General features: G+C 70.2%; 19 protein-coding genes. 13 read left to right on the top strand and 6 right to left on the bottom strand.

The annotated features are described in order from the left end of the window. Positions 1–6: 6 nt before the first annotated feature. From FSW06_RS04155 to FSW06_RS04145, 3 genes are read left to right on the top strand one after another with little or no spacing between them, the layout of a single operon-like run. On the top strand, positions 7–1,191 hold the full coding sequence (locus FSW06_RS04155) for a glycosyltransferase family 4 protein (protein WP_010122280.1): 1,185 nt from the start codon (positions 7–9) through the stop codon (positions 1,189–1,191). 39 nt (positions 1,192–1,230) lie between these two features. Then, positions 1,231–2,232, top strand: coding sequence for an ROK family protein (locus tag FSW06_RS04150; protein WP_010122279.1), 1,002 nt, complete (start codon positions 1,231–1,233; stop codon positions 2,230–2,232). Further along, the gene (locus FSW06_RS04145; RefSeq protein WP_010122278.1) at positions 2,225–3,004 is read left to right on the top strand and encodes a lysophospholipid acyltransferase family protein; all 780 of its coding nucleotides are present in this window, start codon (positions 2,225–2,227) and stop codon (positions 3,002–3,004) included. Before FSW06_RS04150 ends, FSW06_RS04145 begins: the two co-directional genes overlap by 8 nt. Here the strand turns inward: FSW06_RS04145 and FSW06_RS04140 are convergent. Then, positions 2,992–4,224 (bottom strand): glycosyltransferase 87 family protein, encoded by a 1,233-nt coding sequence (locus tag FSW06_RS04140; RefSeq protein WP_010122277.1) that lies wholly within the window; start codon positions 4,222–4,224, stop codon positions 2,992–2,994. The genes FSW06_RS04145 and FSW06_RS04140 overlap by 13 nt on opposite strands. Positions 4,225–4,329: 105 nt before the next feature. Between FSW06_RS04140 and FSW06_RS04135 the strand changes: the two genes are divergently transcribed. The 3 genes from FSW06_RS04135 to FSW06_RS04125 are packed head-to-tail and all read left to right on the top strand — an operon-like array spanning position 4,330 to position 8,595. Then, positions 4,330–6,624: an acyltransferase family protein gene (locus FSW06_RS04135; protein ID WP_010122275.1), complete on the top strand. Its 2,295-nt coding sequence runs from the start codon at positions 4,330–4,332 to the stop codon at positions 6,622–6,624. 11 nt (positions 6,625–6,635) lie between these two features. Then, positions 6,636–7,157 carry a polyadenylate-specific 3'-exoribonuclease AS gene (locus FSW06_RS04130; protein WP_010122274.1) on the top strand — a complete coding sequence of 174 codons (522 nt, stop codon included), beginning with the start codon at positions 6,636–6,638 and terminating at the stop codon, positions 7,155–7,157. Between the two features lie 49 nt (positions 7,158–7,206). Beyond that, entirely contained in the window at positions 7,207–8,595 is a 1,389-nt protein-coding gene (locus tag FSW06_RS04125) for a class II 3-deoxy-7-phosphoheptulonate synthase (protein WP_010122273.1), read from the top strand. A 190-nt stretch (positions 8,596–8,785) separates the two neighbouring features. On the opposite strand, the gene pknB is transcribed toward FSW06_RS04125, so the two are convergent. Continuing rightward, entirely contained in the window at positions 8,786–11,017 is a 2,232-nt protein-coding gene (pknB, locus tag FSW06_RS04120) for a Stk1 family PASTA domain-containing Ser/Thr kinase (RefSeq protein WP_010122272.1), read from the bottom strand. Positions 11,018–11,129: 112 nt separating this feature from the next. On the opposite strand from pknB, the gene FSW06_RS04115 reads away from it, so the two are divergent. Further along, positions 11,130–11,537 (top strand): Rv2175c family DNA-binding protein, encoded by a 408-nt coding sequence (locus FSW06_RS04115; protein WP_010122271.1) that lies wholly within the window; start codon positions 11,130–11,132, stop codon positions 11,535–11,537. Here FSW06_RS04115 and FSW06_RS04110 read toward each other — a convergent pair. After that, on the bottom strand, positions 11,451–13,217 hold the full coding sequence (locus FSW06_RS04110) for an alpha-(1->6)-mannopyranosyltransferase A (RefSeq protein ID WP_010122270.1): 1,767 nt from the start codon (positions 13,215–13,217) through the stop codon (positions 11,451–11,453). The two genes, FSW06_RS04115 and FSW06_RS04110, sit on opposite strands and share 87 nt — an antisense overlap. 1 nt (position 13,218) lies before the next feature. Then, positions 13,219–14,334, bottom strand: coding sequence for a polyprenyl synthetase family protein (locus FSW06_RS04105; RefSeq protein WP_010122268.1), 1,116 nt, complete (start codon positions 14,332–14,334; stop codon positions 13,219–13,221). Between the two features lie 91 nt (positions 14,335–14,425). On the opposite strand from FSW06_RS04105, the gene FSW06_RS04100 reads away from it, so the two are divergent. Beyond that, positions 14,426–15,406, top strand: coding sequence for a methylenetetrahydrofolate reductase (locus FSW06_RS04100; protein ID WP_029450194.1), 981 nt, complete (start codon positions 14,426–14,428; stop codon positions 15,404–15,406). A 50-nt stretch (positions 15,407–15,456) separates the two neighbouring features. On the opposite strand, the gene FSW06_RS04095 is transcribed toward FSW06_RS04100, so the two are convergent. After that, on the bottom strand, positions 15,457–16,062 hold the full coding sequence (locus tag FSW06_RS04095; RefSeq protein ID WP_010122264.1) for a GNAT family N-acetyltransferase: 606 nt from the start codon (positions 16,060–16,062) through the stop codon (positions 15,457–15,459). Between the two features lie 142 nt (positions 16,063–16,204). On the opposite strand from FSW06_RS04095, the gene FSW06_RS04090 reads away from it, so the two are divergent. Next, positions 16,205–16,669: an SAV_6107 family HEPN domain-containing protein gene (locus FSW06_RS04090; RefSeq protein WP_010122263.1), complete on the top strand. Its 465-nt coding sequence runs from the start codon at positions 16,205–16,207 to the stop codon at positions 16,667–16,669. A 139-nt stretch (positions 16,670–16,808) separates the two neighbouring features. Further along, entirely contained in the window at positions 16,809–17,201 is a 393-nt protein-coding gene (locus tag FSW06_RS04085) for a DUF3040 domain-containing protein (protein ID WP_010122261.1), read from the top strand. 412 nt (positions 17,202–17,613) lie between these two features. Here the strand turns inward: FSW06_RS04085 and FSW06_RS04080 are convergent, their stop codons facing one another. Continuing rightward, positions 17,614–19,005 carry an MFS transporter gene (locus FSW06_RS04080; protein WP_010122259.1) on the bottom strand — a complete coding sequence of 464 codons (1,392 nt, stop codon included), beginning with the start codon at positions 19,003–19,005 and terminating at the stop codon, positions 17,614–17,616. A gap of 827 nt (positions 19,006–19,832) precedes the next feature. Between FSW06_RS04080 and mraZ the strand changes: the two genes are divergently transcribed. From mraZ to ftsL, 3 genes are all read left to right on the top strand, one after another. Then, the gene (gene mraZ, locus FSW06_RS04075) at positions 19,833–20,264 is read left to right on the top strand and encodes a division/cell wall cluster transcriptional repressor MraZ (RefSeq protein WP_010122257.1); all 432 of its coding nucleotides are present in this window, start codon (positions 19,833–19,835) and stop codon (positions 20,262–20,264) included. Positions 20,265–20,479: 215 nt separating this feature from the next. After that, positions 20,480–21,514, top strand: coding sequence for a 16S rRNA (cytosine(1402)-N(4))-methyltransferase RsmH (gene rsmH, locus FSW06_RS04070; protein ID WP_010122255.1), 1,035 nt, complete (start codon positions 20,480–20,482; stop codon positions 21,512–21,514). Between the two features lie 74 nt (positions 21,515–21,588). Next, on the top strand, positions 21,589–22,320 hold the full coding sequence (ftsL, locus tag FSW06_RS04065) for a cell division protein FtsL (RefSeq protein ID WP_010122253.1): 732 nt from the start codon (positions 21,589–21,591) through the stop codon (positions 22,318–22,320). The last annotated feature ends 184 nt before the right edge of the window (positions 22,321–22,504 follow it).

Raw genomic sequence — 22,504 nt, 5'->3', positions numbered from 1 at the left:
CCCACCATGGGCAACCGCGTCCTGCTGGTCACCAACGACTTTCCCCCGACCTTTGGCGGCATCCAGAGCTACCTGCGCGACTACTGCGCGGAGCTGGAGCGCCGCGACCCCGGTCGGCTGACCGTCTTCGCTTCGACGCAGGACGCCGCGGCCGCCCGCGCCTATGACGCCGCCGTGCCGTACCGGGTGGTGCGGTGGCCCCGGCGGATCATGCTCCCCACCCCGGCGACCGCCCGGCGGATGGCCCGGCTCATCCGCGACAACGACATCGACACGGTGTGGTTCGGCTCGTCCACCCCGATGGCGCTGATGGCGGGGGCGGCCCGTCGCGCCGGTGCCCGCCGCATCATCGGATCCACCCACGGCCACGAGGTCGGCTGGTCGATGGTGCCGGGCGGACGCAGCGTCCTGCGGCACATCGGCCGCAACGTCGACTGCCTGACGTTCGTGTCCCGCTACGCCCGCGGCCGGTTCATGGCCGCCTTCGGGCCGACCGTGGCGTGGGAACCGATGCCCGGGGGAGTGGACGCGACCCGGTTCCGGCCGGACCCGGCGGGCCGTGAGCGCCTCCGGCAGCGGTACGGCATTGCCGACCGGCGGGTGGTGGTGTGCGTCTCCCGCGTGGTGCCCCGCAAAGGCCAGGACACGCTCGTCGAGGCGATGCCGGAGCTGCTGCGCCGTATCCCGGACGCCCATCTGCTGATCGTCGGTCCCGGCGACTACGCGGGCCATCTCCGGACGCGCGCCGCCGATCTCGGGGTCACCGACCGGGTGACGGTCGCCGGGCCGGTCGATGCGGACGACCTGGTCGCCGCGTACTGCGCGGGTGACGTGTTCGCCATGCCGGTCCGTACGCAGGCCGGCGGCTTCTCGGTGGAGGGGCTGGGCATCGTCTTCCTCGAATCGCAGGCCTGCGGTGTACCGACCGTGGCGGGCGACGGCGGCGGTGCCCCGGAGACCGTCCGGGACGGGGTGACCGGCGATGTCGTCGACGGCACCGACGTCTCCGCCGTCGCGGGCTGTGTGGCGGACCTGCTCGACGACCCGGCCCGGGCGGCGTCCTATGCGGCAGCGGGGCGCGAGTACGCCGAACACGCCTGGAACTGGCACATCCTCGGGGCGGAGCTCGAGTCGGTGCTCGCCGGGGACGGTCGGCGGCCGCCGCACCACAGTTGGAACTGGCGCGGCTGACCGATACGCTGGTCTGGTTACACAGTTGACGGAGGAGAGATGTCGGAGATGGAATCCACGGCTGCCACGATCGGCATCGATATCGGGGGGACGAACCTCCGGGCAGCGGTGGTGAGCCCGGCCGGCGAGATCCTCGACATCGAACAGCTCCCCACACCGAGTTCGGTGGCGGCCCTGGAGACCGCCATCGACCACGTCGTGACCCTGCTGCGGGTGCGCAACGAGGTGTCGGCGGTCGGCCTGGCCGTCGCCGCCTTCATCACCGCCGACCAGTCCCGGGTCCGTTTCGCGCCGCACCTGCCGTGGCGGGACATCGAGATCCGGGACCGGCTCACCCGGCGCCTGGGACTGCCGGTCGTGCTCGAACATGACGCGAACGCCGCGGCCTGGGGCGAGCAGCTCCTCGGCCCGGGGCGCAACGCCGACACCTGGGTGTACTTCGCGGTGGGCACCGGCATCGGCGGGGCACTCATCACTGACGGGACGATCTACCGCGGCTCCTTCGGCACCGCCCCGGAATTCGGGCACCTCACCGTCGTCCGCGGCGGCCGGGCCTGCCCCTGCGGGAAACGCGGCTGCCTGGAGCGCTACTGCTCCGGCAGTGCCCTGGAGCTGACTGCACGGGAGTTCATCGCCACCGGCCGGCACCCGGACAGTGCCCTGGCCGAGCACTACCACTCCGCCCCCGAGGAGATCACCGGCCGGCACGTCGTGCGCCTGGCACGCCGGGGTGACCCGCTGGCGGAGGAGGTCATCGACGATTTTGCGGTGTGGCTCGGCCGTGGTCTCGCCAGCGTGCAGGAGATCCTCGACCCGGAGCTCATCGTCGTCGGCGGCGGTGTGAGCCGGGACGCCGACCTCTTCCTCGACCGTGCCGTCGAGGAGATGGCGGGGGAGGTCGTCGGCGCCGGGCACCGGCCGCTCGCGCGGGTGGCGACGGGGGTCCTCGGGGCGGACGCCGGTATGATCGGCGTGGCGCTTCTCGCCGCAGGGACGGTGCGGAGCGGTGCTGACGAGAGAAAGGGAGTTCCGCGTGCGTAACCGCACCTACTGGTGGTTGAAGAATGTCGTGATCGGACCGTGGCTGTGGCTGTACAACCGGCCGTACCAGAGGGGGTTGGAGAAGATCCCGTCCAGCGGCCCGGTCATCCTGGCCTCGAACCACCTGTCGGTGATGGACTCGCTGTATTTCCCGCTGCTGGCGAAGCGGCAGCTGACCTTCCTGGCCAAGAAGGAGTACTTCACCACCCCCGGGTTCGCCGGCGGGATCCAGAAGTGGTTCTTCTCCTCGGTCGGGCAGGTGCCCATCGACCGCCAGGACAAGTCGCAGCAGGACGCCGCCCTGCACACCGCCCTCGGCGTGCTCGCCAAGGGTGATCCGCTGGGCATGTACCCGGAGGGGACGCGGTCACCGGACGGTCGGCTGTACCGGGGGAAGACCGGCATGGCCCGGATGGCCCTGGAATCCGGTGTGCCCGTCTACCCGGTCGCGATGATCGACACGCAGAAGGCGAATGTCGCCGGCTCCTGGCTGCTGCGTCCCTACCGGGTGGGCGTCGTCGTCGGTGACCCGATCGACCCGGCCGATTTCGCCGGTGCCGGGGACTCCCACGCGCAGGCGCGGGCACTGACCGACCACACGATGCGCGCACTCGCGGCGTTGTCGGGGCAGGAGTACGTCGAGGACGTGTACGCCGCCGACGTCAAGAAGTCGCTCGAGGCCGGGGAGGGGTACCCGGCAGGGGCGGAACCGGGGACGGGGCTCGTGCTCGGCGAGAAGCCGCGGCCGCGGTTCCTGCGCTACCGTCTCTGAGACGAACCTGCGCGGGCGAGGGCGGGGGCCACGGCCCCCGCCACCAGCCAGATCACGCCGAGGACGACGAACTCCGCGCCGGTCACCTTCATGATCAGCGACCAGTCGAGTTCCACATTGTCCTTGGAGGGGTACCAGACGTGGAATACCAGGACCGTCGACAGCAGCAGGATCACCGTGAAGAGTGCGAGGGCGCCGGGACGGCGTCCCCACCACCAGGCGGCCCCGAGGATCACGAGCATGGGGAGCACCCACACCCAGTGGTGCGCCCAGGACACCGGTGAGGCCAGCAGCCCGAGCAGGCTGTTGGTGCACACCGCCGCCGCGACCGCGCCGACCGCGAGCTGACGCAGCATCACCACGATGACCGCCACCGCGGTGACGACGGCGAGGACGAGCCAGAGGTGTTCCTGGCCGGGGCCGTCGGTGAACCGGGCGGCCACGCCGCGCCAGGACTGGTTGGCGGAGTAGGCCAGACCGCCGATGCGGGTCGGGTCGCTGATGGTCTCGGTCCAGTACCGGTGCGAGTCGCCCGGCAGGATCAGCCACGCCAGGGCGGAGAACGCCACGCCGGAGACGACCGAGGTGGCGGCCTCACGCCACTGCCGGCGCAGCAGGAACATCAGGCCGAAGACCGCGGGGGTGAGCTTCAGCGCGGCGGCGAGGCCGATGAGCATGCCGCGCGGCCACGGGGTCCGCGGCAGCAGGAGATCGGCGACGACGAGCAGCATGAGCACGACGTTGATCTGCCCGTAGCCGAGGGTCGAGTTCACCGGCCACAGCCAGACCGCCAGCGGGACCACGGCACAGGAGACCGCCCACAGGGTGCGGCGGGACAGCGTCCGGCCGGCCTCACGGGCCGCCGCCTGCAGGACGACGGCGACGGTCGCCGCGAGTGCGGCGAGGCTGACGAGGTTGAACAGCACGGCCCCGACATCGGTGGGCAGCACCGCGGTCGGGACGAAGGCGAGTGCCGACAGCGGGGGATAGGTGAACGGGAGCGTGATCCCGCCGACGGCGAAGCTGCCCTCGTAGAGCGGGATGCTGTCGAGGACCGCCCGGCCGCCGGCCCGGTAGACGTCGAAGTCGATGTGGTAGACCACACCGCCGGTGTTGACGAAGAACCGGAGGACGGCACAGACGGTCGCGATGACCAGAACGACGGCGCCGGCGACGATGACGGGGCGGGCGCTCCGGCGCCCGGGGGGAGTGTGTTCCACGGAGGCCAGCGTATTACAGCCGGTGCACGGCCCGGGGACAACCCTGAGGAAAGGTCGCCCTTTGCCGGGGATGCGGTCGACGGCCACGATAAGATCGTCCCCACCATGACAGACACAGACACGCCTCCTGCCGCCCGGAGCCGCCGGGGCGGGCACCGCCGGGACGTCGACGGGCTGCGGGGCCTGGCCATCGCGCTCGTGGTGGTCTTCCACGTCTTCGTCGGGCGGGTCTCCTCGGGCGTGGACGTGTTCCTGTTCCTCGGCGGCGTGTTCTTCTTCGGCCCGCAGATCCGCAACGCGCTGAACCGGCACGGACTCACGCTGGTGCAGTCGGTGCTGCGGATCTTCCGCCGGCTCTACCCGGCGCTGGTCACGGTGGTTGCGGTGTCCCTGGCGATCGCCCTGCTCGCCTACCCGGCGGCCCGGTGGGTCGGGGTCGGGGAGGACGCCGCGGCGTCCCTGCTCTACCGGCAGAACATCCACCTCGCCGAGGTGGGGGCCGCGTACGCGTCGATCAGCAGCTCCGTGAGCGTGTTCCAGCACATCTGGTCGATGTCCGTGCAGCTGCAGATCTACGTCGCCTCACTCGTCGCGGTCGTCGTGGTCGCGGTGCTGACCGGACGCCGCCAGCGGGTGGCGTCCCTCCTGCTGTACTGGCTGCTGGCGGCGGGGACGGTGGCCAGCTTCTGCTACGCGGTCGCGCTGCACCAGGTGGACCAGAGCTGGAACTACTATTCCCCGCTCAGCCGGTTCTGGGAGATCGGCCTCGGCGGACTCTTCGGGATCCTGGTGCTCGGTAAGGCCCTGCCCGCGGCCCTCGAGCGGCTGCGGGTGGCCGCCGGGGTGGCGGGTGTGCTGTTCATCGTGTGCACCGGCCTCCTGCTCGACGGGGCCGCGGAGTTCCCCGGGCCCTGGACCCTCGTGCCGTTGGCCGGTGCCGCGCTTGTCGTCCTGTCCGGGAATCCGGTGGCCGGCGATGCCGCCGAGGGTGATCCCGCGGTCGGGCGCGGGGTGACCCGGCTGCTGCAGTCCCGGCCGTTCCAGACGCTCGGGCGGATCTCCTACAGCCTGTACCTGTGGCACTGGCCGCTGCTGGTGCTGGCGACGTACCTGTGGACCGTCAACTCGGGCACCATCCGGGGCCAGGTCGCCGGATCCTCCGGTGTCACCGCGAGCCTCGGGATGGTCGGCGGACTCGTCGTGGGTGTCACGGTGATCGTCGGCTCCCTGGGCCTGGCGTGGCTGACCGAACGGTACATCGAGACGCCGCTGCGGCAGCGCGGGAAGCCCGCCCGGTCCCGGGTGCTGACCTCGCCGGCGTATGTGTGGGCAGCCCTGCAGTCGGGGTACCGGCGGGCCGGGGTGGTTCCCGCCGTGGCCGTGGTCGTCATGGTCGTCGTCACCGGACTGGTGCTGGCCAGTGGTCCTGCCGCGAGCCGGGCCGACGACCACCGCCGGGCGGAACTGCTGGCCCAGCCGATCGACCCGGGACGGTATCCGGGACCGGACGCGCTGCTGCGGCAGGTCCCGTTGCCGACCCGGGTCGAGATCCGACCCAACCCGTCCTTCGAGGGCGACGCCCAGCCGGCGACCCAGGCCGACGGCTGTGTCGGACGCTACGAGGACACGGACGTGATCCGTACCCGTGACTTCAACGCGTCGGCCCAGTCCTGCGCCTACGGTGATACGGCGGCGAAGCGGACCATCTACCTCGTGGGCGGCTCCCACTCGGAGCAGCTGCTGCCCGCCCTGGACGCCGTCGGCCGGGACCGTCACCTGCGGATCGTGCCGATCCTCAAACTGGGCTGCGTGCTCGGCCCGTCCGACCAGATGAAATGGGACGGCCACGACTACCCGGAGTGTATCGAGTGGGACCAGAACGTCCGCCGGTACATCCTCGACAACCCGCCCACCGACGGGGTGTTCATGACGACCACCCGGCCGACGACCGACACCGGTGAGGGACCGGATGTCGTGCCCCAGGGCTATGTCGACGTGGTCCGCAGTTTCTCGGCGGCCGGGATCCACACCTGGAGTGTCCGGGACACTCCGTGGATCCGGGACTCCGACGGTAACGAGATCGACCCCCGGCTGTGCGTCGCCGACGGTTTCTACCGGCAGTCCGACCCCGGCAAGGACTGCGGCACGGCCCGGGCACAGACGCTGGCGCCGCAGAATCCCGCGCTGGCGGCCTTCGGGCCGGCGTCCGGACTGCGGGCCACGAACATCGACCTCACCGATGCCCTGTGTACGGCGCAACGGTGCCCCGGGGTGGTCGGCAACGTGCTGGTGTACCGGGATGACGACCATCTCACCACCGTGTACTCCGGGATGCTGGCCGGGGAACTGGAGCGTCAGATGTACGGACAGGACGACCTGACGGGTCACCGGGACGACTAGACTGTCGGGTCATGCGTTATTTCTATGACACGGAGTTCATCGAGGACGGGGCCACGATCGAACTCGTGTCCATCGGGGTGGTGGCCGAGGACGGCCGGGAGTTCTACGCCGTCTCGTCCGAATTCAACGAGCACCGGGCGGGTGCCTGGGTGCGCCGGCACGTCCTGCCGCAGCTGCCGCCGCGGACCGATCCGGTCTGGCTGGACCGGGCGACGCTGCGCGACCGCCTGTACTCCTTCCTGCTGCCCGGACACCGGCAGGGGGACCGGGTCGCGGCGGCGGACCGGCCCGAACTGTGGGCGTGGATCGGCGCCTACGACCATGTGGCCCTCGCCCAGCTGTGGGGGGACATGACCCGCCTGCCGCGGGAACTGCCGCGGTTCACCCATGAACTGCGGCAGCTGTGGGACTTCGCCGGGCGTCCGCGCCTGCCGGAGGAGCCGGCGAATGCGCATGATGCGCTGGCGGATGCGCGTTTCAACGTGGTGAAGTACCGGCGGTCGATGGAGGCGCTGCGCTCCCGCCGGCGGTAGATACGCCCCAGTTCACATCCTGGACGAAAGATCTCGTATGATGATCTGCATGGGTTGGACTATTGACGCACCTCTCGACGAGCTCCCCGATCTGCCGCCGCTGCCGGGGGTCCTGGAGGAACAGTTCCAGGACGCGGTCGCCCGCGACGCCAAGCAGCAGCCGTCCTGGGACCAGGGGCATGCCGACCGGGTGCGGAAGATCCTCGAATCCGTTCCCCCGATCGTCGTCGCCCCGGAGATCCGCCGGCTGCGCGCGGAACTGCGCGACGTGGCACTCGGCAAGGCCTTCCTGCTGCAGGGCGGCGACTGCGCCGAGACCTTCGAGACCAACACGGAGCCGCACATCCGCGGCAACGTCAAGACGCTGCTCCAGATGGCCGTGGTCCTGACCTACGGCGCTTCGACCCCCGTGGTGAAGATGGCCCGTATCGCCGGCCAGTACGCCAAGCCCCGGTCCGCCGACACCGATTCCAACGGTCTGCTGAACTACCGCGGTGACATCGTCAACGGTGTGGAGGCCACCGAGGAGGCACGCCGCCACGACCCGTCCCGAATGGTGCGGGCGTACGCCAACTCGGCCGCGGCCATGAACCTGGTGCGCGCGCTGACCCGGTCGGGCACGGCCGACCTGGCGAAGCTGCACGAGTGGAACCGGGAGTTCGTGTCGAACTCGCCGGCCGGTGCCCGCTACGAGGCACTCGCCGAGGAGATCGAGCGGGGTCTGGAGTTCATGGAGGCCTGCGGGGTCACTGACTCGACGCTGCAGACCGCGGACATCTACTGCTCCCACGAGGCGCTGGTCCGCGACTACGAGCGGGCCATGCTGCGGCTGGCGCACGGTGAGAGCGGCGAGGACGTGCTGTACAACCTCTCCGCGCACCAGATCTGGATCGGGGAGCGCACCCGTGGCCTCGAGGACTTCCACATCGCCTTCGCCGCCCTGGTCGGCAACCCGGTGGGTGTGAAGATCGGGCCGACGACCACGCCGGAGGAGGCCGTCGCCTACGTCGAGAAGCTGGACCCGCACAACGAGCCGGGCCGCCTGACGCTGATCAGCCGGATGGGGTACTCCAAGATCCGTGAGGTGCTCCCGCCGATCGTCGAGGCGGTGGAGGCCACCGGGCACAAGGTGATCTGGCAGTGCGATCCCATGCACGGAAACACCTACACGTCCTCCAACGGGTACAAGACCCGTGACTTCGACCGCATCATCGACGAGGTCCAGGGCTTCTTCGAGGTGCACCGGACGCTCGGCACCCACCCCGGTGGTGTGCACATCGAGTTCACCGGGGAGGACGTCACCGAGGTCATCGGCGGCGCCCAGGACATCACGGACCTCGACCTGCCCTCGCGCTACGCGACGGTGGTGGACCCGCGGCTGAACACCCAGCAGGCGCTGGAGCTGTCCTTCCTGGTCGCGGAGATGCTCCGCAACTAGGGGAGTCCTGGTAGTTCCCCACGGAGACCGCCCCGGCACGATGAGCGTGCCGGGGCGGTTTTTCACACCTCGCCCGTGTCCCATTTCATGAGACATGCAGGTCAGAGCGCTGCGGAGTCGGCTGCTTCCGGTCGACAGGTGTGAAAAACCGCGGGACGGGGGGGGAGTTGCCGGTCACCCGGCTACCCGGTCAGATCCCGCGGATCTCGACCGTCGTCCCCTTCGACTTCCTGGTCAGCGGACCGGGGGACTGGGTGACGACCCGGGCACCGGAGCTGGACTTGCCGGTCACCTTGACCTTGTACCCTGCGTCCGTCAGCGCCTTCTTCGCCTCCTTGACGGTGCTGCCGATGACCAGCGGCACCTGGGAGACCGTCGAGGGATGCAGCGTCACGGTCGTGGACTGCGACGGATCGACCCGGGTCCCCGCCGCCGGCTCCTGGGTGGCTATGTCGCCGGCACCGACCTTGCTCTCAGCGTCCGTCCCCTCCCCGATGACCGGGTTGAGACCGGCCTTGCGCAGGGCGTCCTGCGCCTTCGACTCGGACTTCCCGGTGACGTCGGGGACCTCGATGGCCGAGGAGATGATGAGCCGCACCGCCGACCCGGACGGTACCTCGGCCCCGGCGGCGGGGGAGGTGCCCACGGCGTCCCCGCCGTCGGTCCGGTCGTCGAAGCGTCGGTCGATGCCGTCGACCTTCACACCCGCGGCCTCGAGCGTGCTGCGGGCCCGGTCCTCGGACTGGCCGGTGACGTCCGGAAGGGTGACGGGCCGGGCGCCCTTGCTGACGTGCAGGGTCACCGTCGTGCCCGTGGCGACCGCGTTGCCGGGTGCCGGGTCGGTCTCGGCGACGACGCCGACAGGCACGGAGTCCGACCAGACGTCATCGCCGACATGCCAGGTGAGCGTCCGGTCGGTGAGCTTGGCCTGGTAGGCGGAGAGGGTGTCCGCCTGGCCGGGCTGCGGGACGGTGGGCCTGCCGCGGGAGACGAGGACGGCGACGTCACTGCCGCGGACCACCCGGGAGCCGCCGTCGGGGTCGGTCCCCGCGACGGCCTGCTGCGGCTGGTCGTCGGACCAGACCTCGTTGACGGTGGCGGTGAACCCGGCGTCTTCGACGGCGGACCGGGCGGAGGTGACGTCGCGGCCCAGGACCTGGGGGATCTCGCCGTAGCGGCCGGAGGTCAGCCACCAGGCGCCGAGGGCGACGACGGCGACCAGGGCGACGACGACCACCGACCAGATGACGGTGACGAGGGGACGCCGGTTCGTCAGCGGCGGTGCCGGAACACCACCGCCGGGGCCGCCGGTACCGCCCGCCCGGGGCACAGGAGCCGGGGCGGGTGCCGCGGGTACCTGCTGCTGCGGGGGAACCGGCGGCTGTTCCTGGTAGCGGGTCCGCGCGGTGTGGGCGGCCTGCTGCCGGTCGACGACGGTGGTCTCCGGTACCGGGGCCACGAAGCTGGTCGACATCGCGTCGTCGTCCCAGCTGAGCCGGTCGCCGAACTCGGACCCGGCGAGAGCCCGCCCGACCGCGGAGAGTCGCGGTGCGGGGACGGCGAAGTCCGGCAGCCGGAGCGTCCGCCGCGTCTCGGTCACCGCGGCGAGGAACTCCGCGCCGTCGGCGTACCGGTCCGCCGGATCCTGGGCGGTTGCGCGATGGACGAGTTCATCGAGTTCCGGGGGGACTCCGGCGATCCGTGACGACGGCGGGGGGACCTCGGCGTCCAGCCGCATCCGGGCGGTCTCGTCGGGTGTGGCGCCGCGGAACGGTGGAGCCCCGGTGAGCAGTTCGAACAGCAGGATCCCGGCGGAGTAGACGTCGCTGGTGGGGCCGGCGGCGCCGTCGCGGATCTGCTCGGGGGAGAGGTAGGCGGCGGTGCCGAGGACGGGGCCACCGTCGGTGCGGCGGTGCCGGTGGGCGGCGCGCACCAGGCCGAAGTCCGCGAGTTTGACCTGGTGGTCCTCCCGGATGAGGACATTGTCCGGTTTGACGTCCCGGTGCACCATGCCGTGCTCGTGGGCGAGGGCGAGCGCCTCGAGGACCGGGGCCATGACCGCCAGGGCGGCGTACGGGGGCATGGCGCCGCGTTCCCGCAGCAGTTCCCGGAGGGTGCCGCCGGGGACCAGTTCCATGATGAGGAACACCGTGTCCCCGGTCGGACGGTGGTCCACCCCCTGGTCGAAGACGTTGACCAGGCAGGGGTGGTTGAGCTGGGCGACGGCGCGCGCCTCCCGCTCGAAACGGGTCCGGGACGCCGGGTCGGCGGCCAGGGAGGGGTCCATCACCTTGGCGGCGATGTCGCGGTCCAGCCGGGTGTCCACGCAGTGGTACACGGTCGACATTCCGCCCCGGGCGATGGTCGCCCCGACACGGTACCTGCCGTCGATGAGGTCCCCTGCCTGAAGATGCGGTGCCACGGTAGCCGCCTCGCCTCCTGTGATTCTCTGTCCGGTCGGTGTTCGTCGGTGTTGTCCCCGTCCCCGAGGGTACCGGGCGATTATACGGGGAGGACGGGATAAGGTTGAAGCCGTGAGTACCGACAACGACAGCAACACCAGCACCAGCGGCCCCGGGGACCGGTCCGGGCTCCCCGCCGGCGAAGAGACCCTCACCGTCCCTGACGTGGCAGAACGCCTCGGCGTCCAGGTGACCCGGGTCTTCGACGACCTCAACCAGCACCGCCTCATCGCCGTCGAACAGGACGGCGTGCGCCGCATCCCCGCCCGCTTCCTCGGCGGCGATGCGCGGCACGGTGAGATCAACCGGTTCGTCCCGGGCGTGATCGCCCTGCTCGCCGACGGCGGCTGGCGGGATGACGAGATCCTCGACTACCTCTTCACCGAGGACGAGTCACTGCCGGGACGCCCCGTCGACGCCCTCCACGGGCACCTCGCCCGTGAGGTCATGCGCCGCGCCCAGGCCCTCGCCATCGGCTGAGCCGGCTGAGCTGGTCGGGCCTGTCGAGCCGGTCGGCAGCGCGGCCCCGGCGGGCAGCGTCCGGAAGCCTGCGGCGAAGCAGCTCCGGCCGATCCACCACATGAGCAGTCCCACGCCGATGACCCAGGGGATGTTGTAGAGCCGGTTGTTGCCGCCGCCGCCGAAGGTGAAGGCGGCGATCATCGACAGCCAGGCGACGGTGAACACACCGCGCGGGTCCCGCAGCCACAGTCCGAGCAGCGCCAGGGGGGAGCTGTAGTACCAGGGGAAGACGACGGAGTTGAAGACACAGGTGGCGGCGTAGGCGACGGTGGCGCCGACCATGGCGTCCCGGGCCGACCGGCGCCACAGCAGCCAGGCGGTGACCATGACCAGCACCATGACCGCCACCGACACCGGCCGCAGCACGTCGAGGATGTTGTTGAAGTGGAGGTCCTCGGAGAACACGCCCACCGGACGGTCCAGGACGCCCGCCAGGGTCGAGGGCAGGGACAGCGGGTTGATGACCTTGTTGTTGCCGCTGATCTCGCCGATCCATCCCCAGCTCAGACCGCTGGCCCAGGTCACGGCCGCGACCGTCGCCAGGGACACGGCCAGGGATCCGACGCCGGCGACGACCAGGGTGAGGAACCTGCGGGTGGAGAAGGTCCAGGCGTCCCGGACCAGGGTGCGGAACGGACGGCGCCGCAGGGTCTCCGTCGCGTCGGCCAGTGCCGTGCCACCGCTGGCCCGGTTACCGCCGCACCAGCGCGCGACGATGATCCACACCAGGAACGGCAGGGCGATGAAGGCCGTGGCCTTGAGCGCCACCCCGAGACCGATGAGGATGCTCCCGGCGACTGCCCCGCGGATCAGCGGCAGCCGGACGACGGCGAGCAGCCCGCACAGCACGAGCGCCATCATGGTGCCCTCGTTGTGCATCCCGGCGACGAGGTGGATGACGACCACGGGGTTGGCGACGCCGAGCCAGACGGCGACATCGGGGTTCGCCCCGAGCGCCCGGGCCAGCCGGGCGACGGCCCACACCATCACCGCGAACGAGGCCAGCGACAGGAGTTTGTAGAGGAACACGCCGACGGTGATGTTCTCCCCGCTGATGCGCGTGATCCCCTCGCCGAGCCACAGGTGCAGCGGGCCGTAGGGGGTGGTGGTGTTCCGCCAGTCCGGGCTCACCTCGTAGAACAACCGCCCCGGATCGGCGGAGGCGCCGACGTCGTAGGGGTTGAAACCGTCGCGGGTAAGCTGGCCCTGCATGAGATAGGAATAGACGTCCCGGCTCATCAGCGGCCCCGCGATGAGGAAGGGGAGTGTCCAGGCGGCGAGGGTGCCGCGGCCCAGCCGCTCACCACGCCGCAGGATCCGGCCGCCGACGACGGCCCAGGAGACGATGAACGCCAGGATCGCGATCCAGAGGACGACCTCGAGGATACCGGCGATGTGACCGAACGACAGATTGGTCATCCCGAGTGACTGCAGGACGCCGCCTCGTGACCGGGTGGCACCGACCGCATGGGAGCACAGGGCCATGACCAGCGTGCCGGCGAGTCCCCAGCCGACGGCGCGTCGCCGGGGCATGTCGCGGAGACGGCGGGCGGCGCGCCGGAACGGGACGCCGGTCGGCGCCCCGGCGGCGTCCGGAGACCCGGTGTGGGGCGGGTCGGACACAGTGGCGTCGGTCATGTCAGCTCCTGCGGTCGGTGAGCTTCTCGGCGACGGCGATGAGTTCGTCGAGGACGGGGGTGCCGGCGAAGGTGCCGCGCAGCAGGGCCACCGCACGGTCGGTGAGGGTGCGGACCAGGTCGGTGGTCTGGTCGACCGCTCCGGAGGTCAGGATGATGTCCCGCAGGGCATCCACCTCCGCGTCGGTGGTGACGGTGCCGACACCGCCGCGCAGCCGTCGTGCCGCGGCCGGATCATCCCGGTCGGCGGCGGCGAGCGCCCCGGCGAGCAGGAACGTGCGCTTACCTGACCGCAGGTCGTCGCCGGCGGCCTTGCCGGTGACCGCCGGATCCCCGAAGACGCCCAGGTAGTCGTCCTCGAGCTGGAAGGCCAGTCCGATGTCGCGGCCGGCGGTGCGCAGCAGGTCGACGGTCGCGGCGTCCGCACCGACGAGTGCGGCGCCGAGGTGGAGGGGCCGCTCGACGGTGTAGGCGGCCGTCTTGTACCGGTTGACCTTCAATGCGGCCTCCGGATCCGGCGCGGCGTCGAGGGGACTGTTCTCCAGGGCGATGTCGAGCATCTGTCCGCCGATGACCTCGGTGCGCATCGCCCGCCAGGGCTCCCGGGCACGCTGCAGGGCGGCACTGTCGAGACCGGCGTCCGCCAGCATGTCGTCGGCCCACGCGAAGGCGAGGTCCCCGACGAGGATGGCGAGGCTCTCGCCGTAGTCCTCGGCGGAACCGGGCCAGCCGGCCGCACGGTGGCGGGCGGCGAACCGCCGGTGGGTGGTGGGGTGGCCGCGGCGGGTGTCCGAGTGGTCGATGATGTCGTCGTGGATGAGGGCGCACGCCTGGATGAACTCCAGTGAGGCTGCGGCGGTCATGAGCTGATCCGGTGTGCCCGGCAGTCCGGTGCCACGTCCGGATTCGACCACCGCGCGCAGGCCCGCCCACGTGAAGACCGGCCGCAGCCGCTTGCCGCCGCCGGTGACGAACTCCTCGAGGGCGTCGATCCCGTCGGCGACGACCGGGTCGATCGCGTCGTAGTCGGCGTGACGGTCGCGGAAGAACGTGCCGAGGGCGGCGTCCACCTCGGTGGGGACGGCGGACAGCGGACTGAGCTGGAGGCTCTCTGGCATCGGGGTCACTTTCCGGTGGCGGGGACGGGGAATCGCCTCCATAGTAGGGGGACACTCCGGCGGTGAGGAGGACAGGTTAGGATTCCACGGTATGACTTCTGTTCCCGGCGCCCCCAGCATGCAGGTCCCCGTCACCGACACCCTGAAGTGGGGTACTCCGGGGCGTGTGCCGTTCTCCGTCGAGTTCATGCCGCCCCGGGACGATGCGGCCGAGCAGCGGCTGTGGAACGCCGCCGAGGCCTACCACGACCTGGGGGCCAGTTTCGTGTCCGTGACCTACGGGGCGGGCGGATCCAGCAGGACCCGCACCGAGCGGGTCGCCGCCCGGCTCGCCACGAAGCCGCTCACCACCCTGCTGCACCTCACCCTGGTCCAGCACACCGAGGAGGAACTCCGGGGGATCCTGCGCGAGTTCGCGTCGCTGGGGCTGACCAACCTGCTGGCGCTGCGCGGGGACCCGCCCGGCGACATCAACGGTGAGTGGACCGCCGAACCCGGTGGGCTCAGCCATGCGGTCGAGCTGATCGAACTGGTCCGCTCGATGCCGGAGTGCGAGCAGTTCGAGATCGGTATCGCGTCCTTCCCCGAGGGCCACCCGCACGCCGCCTCCCTCGAGGACGACACCCGCTACACGATCGACAAGCTGCGCGCCGGGGCGGCGTACTCGATCACCCAGATCTTCTTCGACGTGGATTCCTACCTGCGGCTGCGTGACCGGCTGGCCGCCGCCGATCCGGTGCACGGTGCGAAGCCGATCATCGCCGAACTCATGCCGATCACCTCGCTGCGCTCTCTGGAACGTCAGCAGGAGCTCTCCGGGGGGACGCTGCCGTCCTCGGTCGTGGAGCCGCTGCTCACCGCCGCCGCGGGTGACGGCGAGAAGAACGCTGCGGCGGTCCGCCGGGCGGGGATCGAGGTCACCTCAGCGATGGCCGAGCGGCTCATCGCGGAGGGGGTGCCGGGTATCCACTTCGTGACGATGAACAACGTCCGGGCCACCCAGGAGGTGCTCCACAACCTCGGTATGGCACCGGCGTGGGGGCCGGAGCTCGGCCAGGACATGGTCCGGTAGAGCCCGGCAGTGCCCGATAGGGCCCGGCAGGGCCCGGTAGCGGTCCCGGCTCAGTCCGGGACGTCCCCTCGGGGGCGGGCGAGGATGCCGAAGGGGCGGTCGTCCGAGGTGAAGCGGAAGTTCCGCAGTACGTCGCGGAATCCCAGTGCCCGGTAGAGTCCCCAGGCCGCGTTACCTTCGTCGGGGACCTCCGGAGTCGACAGCATGGCCGTGGCCGAGGTCAGCCGGGGAAGCAGTTGCGCGAGCATGCGGTGCCCGATGCGGTGGCCCTGGAACTCGGGGAGGACATGGACCTCGGAGACCTCGTCGTAGTCGGCGAGGACGGCGCCGGCCTGTCCGGCGTCCAACCCGCTGCCGCGGAGGCCGCGGTGGACCTCGCGGTACCACCAGGAGGTCCGGAAACCGGGGAAGCCGTAGGCGACGCCGACCACCCGCTGGGACGGGTCCGCCGGGTCCGGGGTGGTGCCGTCGGGGTGTTCCAGGGCGACGACGCCGGTGAAGCCGCGGTTCCTGGCATTGGAACTCCACAGCAGGCGACGTTGATGGAACGCCGCCCGGTCATAGCCCATCGCGGTGAGGTGGAGGTCGACGAGGTCGTCGATCCGGAAGAGGAAGTCCCGCGGGGTGACGGCTGTGACGCTGATGGTGTTCTGCACAGTTCCATCGTGCCAAAGGTCGACCTCTGGTGGGGCGGTATTCCACACGACAGAACGCATGTTCTATTAAACCGGTCGGAGGTGCGGCCGGTGTCCGGTGGCGGTCGTAGTGTCCGGGTCAGAACCGGAAGGAGCAGGTGACATGGCACAGGACAGGGCAGCAGGCCGGAACGGGGCGGCGCGGTACGCCGCGGCGGGCAATGTCGCACGGCTCCGGTCGCGGGAGGGATCGGCGTCGCCGGCGGCATTCGTCGAGGAGGCGGAGCGACTGCTCGAGCGCAGCCGGAGTGAGGACCGTCCCGAGGACCGGATCACCTGGGCGTACCGTGCGGCGTTGCGGGCGGCCGGGGCGGTCATCCAGACCGCGCGCAAGAAGCGCCGCCGGCTCCCGTCCGGCAGTGCCTGGGTGCGGTTGCGGACGTTGTCCCCGGATATGTCGGAGTGGGCCGCCGAGTTCGATGAACAGGCACGGTACGTCGCCCGGGTCGAGATGGGACTCGAGCACGGACTTGCGCCGGAGGCGGCGGACCGGATCTACGCACGGGCCTGTGATTTTGTCGATGCCGTGAGGATCCGTACCGGTTATCTCGGCGAAGACGCGGCATGAGGGGTTCTCCGGTTGCTGGGGTAGGATGAACGGGAGACGACATCCGCAGCTCCCGTGACAGGTCCGGGAACGAAAACGAGACGTCGGACGTTGTACAGGGTGAGCAAGTTACCCACCCAACCGAGACCCCACGGGGAGGATGATCGTGGCCCTGTCAGAGCAGGAACGTCGCATGCTGGAGGAGATCGAGCAGGCGCTGATCGCGGACGATCCGGGCCTGGCGGACCGTACCGCCAAGGTCGGTAACGAGGGCGTGTCCTTCAACATCAGGTCCATCGGTGTCCTGCTGCTGGGTCTGTGCATCCTGATCGCCGGAATGGTGCTCTCGCAGACGAGCCTCTGGTTCGTCCTGCTGGGGGTCGTCGGCTTCCTCGTCATGTTCGCCGGCGGCATGCTGGCCTTCCGGTCGGGCGGTTCAGCGTCGCGCCGGAAGAGGAACGGGACCGGGAACGCCACGGCCGGTCGGGGAAAGGACGCGTCAGGCGGCCTCGCCTCCCGGATGGAGGACAGCTTCCGCCGCCGCTTCGAGTGAGCGACGGTCGTTGACCGCGGTGGGGTCACAGGGCAGCCGCCCTGTGACCCTTTTTGCGTACCGGGGCGGGCGGCGCGGGGGTGCGTCGGTGCCGGTGTCATCCGTCGCCACGACGTCGGTGTACCGAGCTGACCCGATTCGGATGTTCCAGTCCCCCGGAAACGGCGGAACCGGGTCAACCGGTGCCGGGTGTGCGTCGGCAGGGTGGCCCGGCAGGGAAAATCCACCCTGCCGACGCACACCCGGAGGCCGAGTCCGGAGGCCGAGTCCGGCGGGGCTCCGGCGGAACCGGAAAAAGGTGGGCCCGGGCTGTCCGGTCAGACCCGGAACAACGGTTCCGGATGACTGACCCGGAGCGACCGGGGCCCACCTTGGCAGGGGAGGGTCGCCGTCGGTGCGGCAGGATTCCCCGTCACCGTGCGGTGGCGAGGGCCTCCTTCTTCTCCTCCTCGGTGAACGGCATACCGACCGTGTCGAAGAAGGGGTCTTCCTCATGGCGCCGGATCAGTGCTTCGGCCTCCTCGTCGGACTCGACCGTCGGGAAGGATCCCGGCAGCGGACGACGGGAGGATTCCGTCATGAACAGCAGCGCGACGCCGGCGATGACCGCGAACACCATGATGTACAGCGCCGGAACGATGTTCAGGTTGGTCTGCTGCAGCAGGAACTGGGTGACCAGCGGCGTGGTGCCACCGAAGATCGAGACCGCGAAATTGTAGGACAGACCCATCCCGCTGTACCGCGACGCGGTCGGGAACAGGGCCGGCAGTGCGGAGGCCGACAGTGCCACGTAGAGCCCGGTCGGCACGGCGACCATCGCGAGGGCGATGATGACCGCCGGGAGCGAGCCGGTGTTCATGATGAGGAACGCCGGGACCAGCAGGACCAGGGTCGAGACGACCGCGGCGATGTAGACGGGCTTGCGTCCCACCCGGTCGCTCCAGCCACCGACCAGCGGCAGCAGGAGCGACATCACGACGAGGATCGGGGCGGTCACCGCGGCCGCGGAGGCCGAGTGCATTCCGATCTGTTCCTCGAGGTAGACCGGCATGTAGCTGGTCAACGCGTAGCCGGCGGTGTTCGTCGCGGCGACGATGGCGAAGCCGATGAGCAGGGCACGCCAGTGGTGCCGGATGACGCCGAGCAGCGAGAGTCGCGCGTAGGGGTCGTCCGGGTCCTTGACGGTCTGCTCGGTCTCGTTGTCGATGTTGTCCTCGAACGCGGGGGTCTCCGGGATCCGGGTCCGCAGGTAGACGGCGATGATCCCCAGCGGGATGGCCGTGAGGAACGGGATGCGCCAGCCGAAGTCGGCCATGGCGTCCGGCCCGACGGCGGCCTCGAGGATCCAGGTGGTCACGGCGACCACCGTGGCACCGGCGGCGAAGCCGATGTAGGAGCCCATGTCGAGGAAGGAGCCGAAGAAGCCGCGACGCTTGTCGGAGGAGAATTCGGCGATGTAGGTTGTCGCACCGGCGTATTCGCCGCCGGTGGAGAAGCCCTGGATGAGCTTGAGCAGGTACAGCAGGACCAGTGCCCAGCCGCCGACGGCTGCCGCCGTGGGCAGCAGGCCGATCAGGGCGGTCGACAGGGCCATCATCGCCATCGTGACGTAGAGGATCTTCTGTCGGCCGATCTTGTCCCCCAGTGGTCCGAGCACCATGCCGCCGATCGGGCGGACGAGGTAGCTGACCGCGAAACCGAACATGACGGCCAGCAGCTGCCACTGTTCGGGAAGTCCGTCGGTGAAGACGGAGGTCATGGTGACCGTCAGGTAGCCGTAGATACCGAAGTCGTACCATTCCATGAAGTTTCCGACCGCTGTCCCCTTGATCGCGGGCCGGATTCTCTTCGGTGAGACCACATTGACGTGGCCGATGGTGAGCCGGGGGTTTCCGTCCCCGGCCGGTGGTCCGTTCTTCCCCGCCCCGGATGTCGGATGTGCGGGTTGTGAAGGTGTGTCAGTGTTCACGAGAGCTCACTCTCTGTGTCGTCGTATGCGGACCTGCGTGTCCGCCGGAATCGTGCGCGTGGTGGTTCCGCGGCACCTCCTTCTCCCGGGCCGGACACGGGCTGTCCGGCCAGTCAACGTAAGGCACTGTATCCGAACCTGAGTGGTCCTGCAGCGGTTCTCTGCGCGGATCTTCAGAATGTGGGTGGCTGTGACCGCGGTGATGCGCGTCACAGCAGATCAGGCCGATCCGCGGCGGGCGATGACGGGTGTGCCCGGGCCGCGGCCGCGGATCTCCCACTTTCCTCCACTCCGTTCCCGGCAGGGCTGGAATGACGGGTGTCGTGCGGAGCGGTCGGGCGCGGTGGTCGGGGAGGGGTGCGGTGACCTGCGGCGACGGAGATTCTGCCCGGTGCCGCTTGCCGGGCCGGGCGGCGGAAGAATCGGGCGACGCACCGGGTGTCCCACGTTTCCCCACTCACATGGTTCTGTCATAGTTGCTGGTTATCGGGATATTGTTGTGCCTTCGACAGTGTCGGTCGGCGTCCGGGCGGAAATATCGCTGGGATGAGTGGGGGAAAGTGGGGTATGGTGGGGCGCAACGGAGCGCGAGTGGTGGTTCCGGGACAATTCCACAGAGAGACACGACACGGCAGGAGCAGCGGGAGGAAGGAGCCGTCGACATGTTCTTCGGTACCTTCACCCCGAAGCTCGATGACAAGGGTCGCCTCACCCTGCCCGCGAAGTTCCGGGAGGAGCTGGCGGACGGTCTGGTCGTCGTGAACGGCCAGGACCACAGTCTCGCCGTCCATCCGCGGGCGGAGTTCCAGGTCAGGGCACGGAATGCGGCCAAAGTCTCCCGCTCCAACCCGAAGGCCAGGGCGTATGTCCGACGGCTGGCGGCCAGCGCCGACGAGCAGGAACTCGACAAGCAGGGGCGGATCACACTCTCTCCCGCGCACCGCAGCTACGCGGGGCTGGAGCGGGAGTGTGTGGTCATCGGATCCGTCGACTTCATGGAGATCTGGGACGCCGAGGCGTGGTCCCGGTACCAGGAGGAGTACGAGGACGACTTCGCCGAGGGAGATTCCGAGGACATCGCCGACCTGTTGTGACACGTGCGACCTTCTGCGGGACGGGGACCGTGCGCCGGCCCTCATCTGCGCGGACGACCTGTTTGATGTACTTCCCCGATGTCAAACGGACCCGTGCAGGTGAGGCCCCGTGCACAGTCCCTCCACCACTCGGCCGGACACACCCCGCACAGCCACCCCGCCATCCATCCAGACAGCTCCCAGCCAGCCACCGACGACAGTGAAAGGACCGGACCATGACCGACAACCCCGGGCGAGACGCCCGCCCGCACCGGGTCTCCGGCGAGTTCGGACACGTCCCGGTGATGCGCGACCGTATGGTCGAGCTGGTGGGGGTCGGCGTCACGGCCGCCGACGCACCGAGGACACCGGTCATCGTGGACGCCACGCTCGGTGCGGGCGGCCACACCGAGGTTTTTCTCGAGACGTTCCCGGACGCCGTGGTGGTCGGTCTGGACCGCGACCCCAACGCCATCGCCCAGGCGGAGGACCGCCTGGCCCGTTTCGGGGACCGGTTCGTCGCCTACCGGACCCGGTTCGATGATCTCGGCGAGGCGCTCGACGATCTGGCGGAACAGGGACGGATCCCGTCGGACACCCCCACCGCGGGGATCTCGGGGTTCCTGTTCGACCTCGGGGTGTCCTCCATGCAGCTCGACCAGCCGGACCGCGGCTTCGCCTACGCCCAGGATGCGCCGCTCGACATGCGGATGGACCCGTCGGCGCCCCTGACGGCGGCGGACATCCTCAACACCTATTCGCACGGTGATCTGGCCCGGATCCTGAAGACCTACGGCGATGAGCGGTTCGCCGGCAAGATCGCCTCTGCTGTCCTGCGGGAACGGGAGAAGGAACCGTTCACCGGGTCCGGCCGTCTCGTCGACCTGCTCTACCGGACCATCCCGGCGGCCACCCGCCGCACCGGCGGGCATCCGGCGAAGCGGACGTTCCAGGCCCTGCGGGTCGAGGTGAACGGCGAACTGGATTCGCTCGCCGCGGCCGTCCCCGCGGCGGCCGACCGGCTGCGGCGCGGCGGGGTGGCGGTGTTCATGTCCTACCAGTCTCTGGAGGACCGCATCGTCAAGAAGGCGCTCGCCGGACTGACGGCGAACCGCACCCCACCCGGGCTCCCCGTGGATCTCCCGGGGACTGCGGCCCACTTCGAGCTCATCACCCGGGGCGCGGAGACCGCCGACGATGAAGAGATCGCCCGGAACCCCCGGGCGGCACCGGTCCGGGTCCGCGCGGTCCGCCGCATCCTCGACAACTGACCACCGACCCTGACCGACCCTGACCGACCCTGACCGACACCGACCGAGACTGATACCGACAGAGAGGTTGCCCCATGACGACGGCTACGACGACGACCGGCAGCGTCACCGACCGGCGGACGACGACCGGGACGAGGCGTCCCCGCACCGGAACCGGTGCGACGCGCGAGGGTGTCGACCGGGCGGGCCGGGCGGGCCGGGTCCACCGCAGCGCACTGCGCCGTCCCGGATCTCTCCAGGTGACCACCGTCCGAGGCCGCCGGGTGGCGACCGCCGGACGCGGAAACCGGATGCTGCTCAAGACTTTCGCACTGATCTGTGTCGTGGTGGCTGTCGGCGTGGCGGTGACGATGTACCTGTCGGGCAAGACGACCGAGCAGTCCTTCCAGCTCGCCGAGGCGGAGGGGACCAGCGACACCCTGTCGGACCAGATCGAGACCCTCAACCGGGACGTCAAGGAGGCGGGGTCGACCCAGCACCTCGCGGCCGAGGCCGCCCGGCTGGGGATGGTCGTGCCGGGGCAGACCGGCGTCCTCGACGCCGACGGCAACCGCGTCGACGAAAAGCGTGCCCCGGACGCCGACAAGAACAGGGACGTCACCGACGTCAACGGTGATGTCACCCGCAGTGGTCCGACCAGTGACCCGCGACGGACCGGACAGGTCCCGGGCCTGGTGCCCTCCGCCCCGACCGATGCCGCTCCGGCCGCGCCCCAGCCGGACGCTGCTGCTCCGGCTTCTCCCGCAGCGCCGGCGGCCCCGGCGGCCCAGGCGGCCCCGGCAGGAAACGGGCAGCTGCCGTACTGACCTGTCACTCACCTGTCACCGGCCTGTCACTGATCCGTGACTGATCCGTGACTGATCCGACACGCCCCGGGCAATCAGGCCTCCGGGTGCCGTCGGCGTCCACAATAGGAACCCGTACCCCGTCCACCTCCAGAAGGGAGCCGCACTGTGCCTTCGGACCGGGACCGGTACCGCCCCACGCGTC

It is taken from the genome of Corynebacterium nuruki S6-4 (assembly GCF_007970465.1).
GTDB classification, from domain to species: Bacteria; Actinomycetota; Actinomycetes; order Mycobacteriales; family Mycobacteriaceae; genus Corynebacterium; species Corynebacterium nuruki.
This window is presented reverse-complemented; position numbering and strand designations above follow the sequence as displayed.

Coding starts and splice junctions, on each gene's coding strand:
- FSW06_RS04080 (WP_010122259.1), bottom strand. CDS start 19,005: ATGGAATGGTACGACTTCGGTATCTACGGCTACCTGACGGTCACCATG.
- FSW06_RS04110 (WP_010122270.1), bottom strand. CDS start 13,217: ATGACCGACGCCACTGTGTCCGACCCGCCCCACACCGGGTCTCCGGAC.
- FSW06_RS04125 (WP_010122273.1), top strand. CDS start 7,207: ATGGGTTGGACTATTGACGCACCTCTCGACGAGCTCCCCGATCTGCCG.
- ftsL (WP_010122253.1), top strand. CDS start 21,589: ATGACGACGGCTACGACGACGACCGGCAGCGTCACCGACCGGCGGACG.
- FSW06_RS04150 (WP_010122279.1), top strand. CDS start 1,231: ATGTCGGAGATGGAATCCACGGCTGCCACGATCGGCATCGATATCGGG.
- FSW06_RS04155 (WP_010122280.1), top strand. CDS start 7: ATGGGCAACCGCGTCCTGCTGGTCACCAACGACTTTCCCCCGACCTTT.
- FSW06_RS04130 (WP_010122274.1), top strand. CDS start 6,636: ATGCGTTATTTCTATGACACGGAGTTCATCGAGGACGGGGCCACGATC.
- FSW06_RS04135 (WP_010122275.1), top strand. CDS start 4,330: ATGACAGACACAGACACGCCTCCTGCCGCCCGGAGCCGCCGGGGCGGG.
- mraZ (WP_010122257.1), top strand. CDS start 19,833: ATGTTCTTCGGTACCTTCACCCCGAAGCTCGATGACAAGGGTCGCCTC.
- FSW06_RS04100 (WP_029450194.1), top strand. CDS start 14,426: ATGACTTCTGTTCCCGGCGCCCCCAGCATGCAGGTCCCCGTCACCGAC.
- FSW06_RS04090 (WP_010122263.1), top strand. CDS start 16,205: ATGGCACAGGACAGGGCAGCAGGCCGGAACGGGGCGGCGCGGTACGCC.
- FSW06_RS04085 (WP_010122261.1), top strand. CDS start 16,809: ATGATCGTGGCCCTGTCAGAGCAGGAACGTCGCATGCTGGAGGAGATC.
- FSW06_RS04105 (WP_010122268.1), bottom strand. CDS start 14,334: ATGCCAGAGAGCCTCCAGCTCAGTCCGCTGTCCGCCGTCCCCACCGAG.
- rsmH (WP_010122255.1), top strand. CDS start 20,480: ATGACCGACAACCCCGGGCGAGACGCCCGCCCGCACCGGGTCTCCGGC.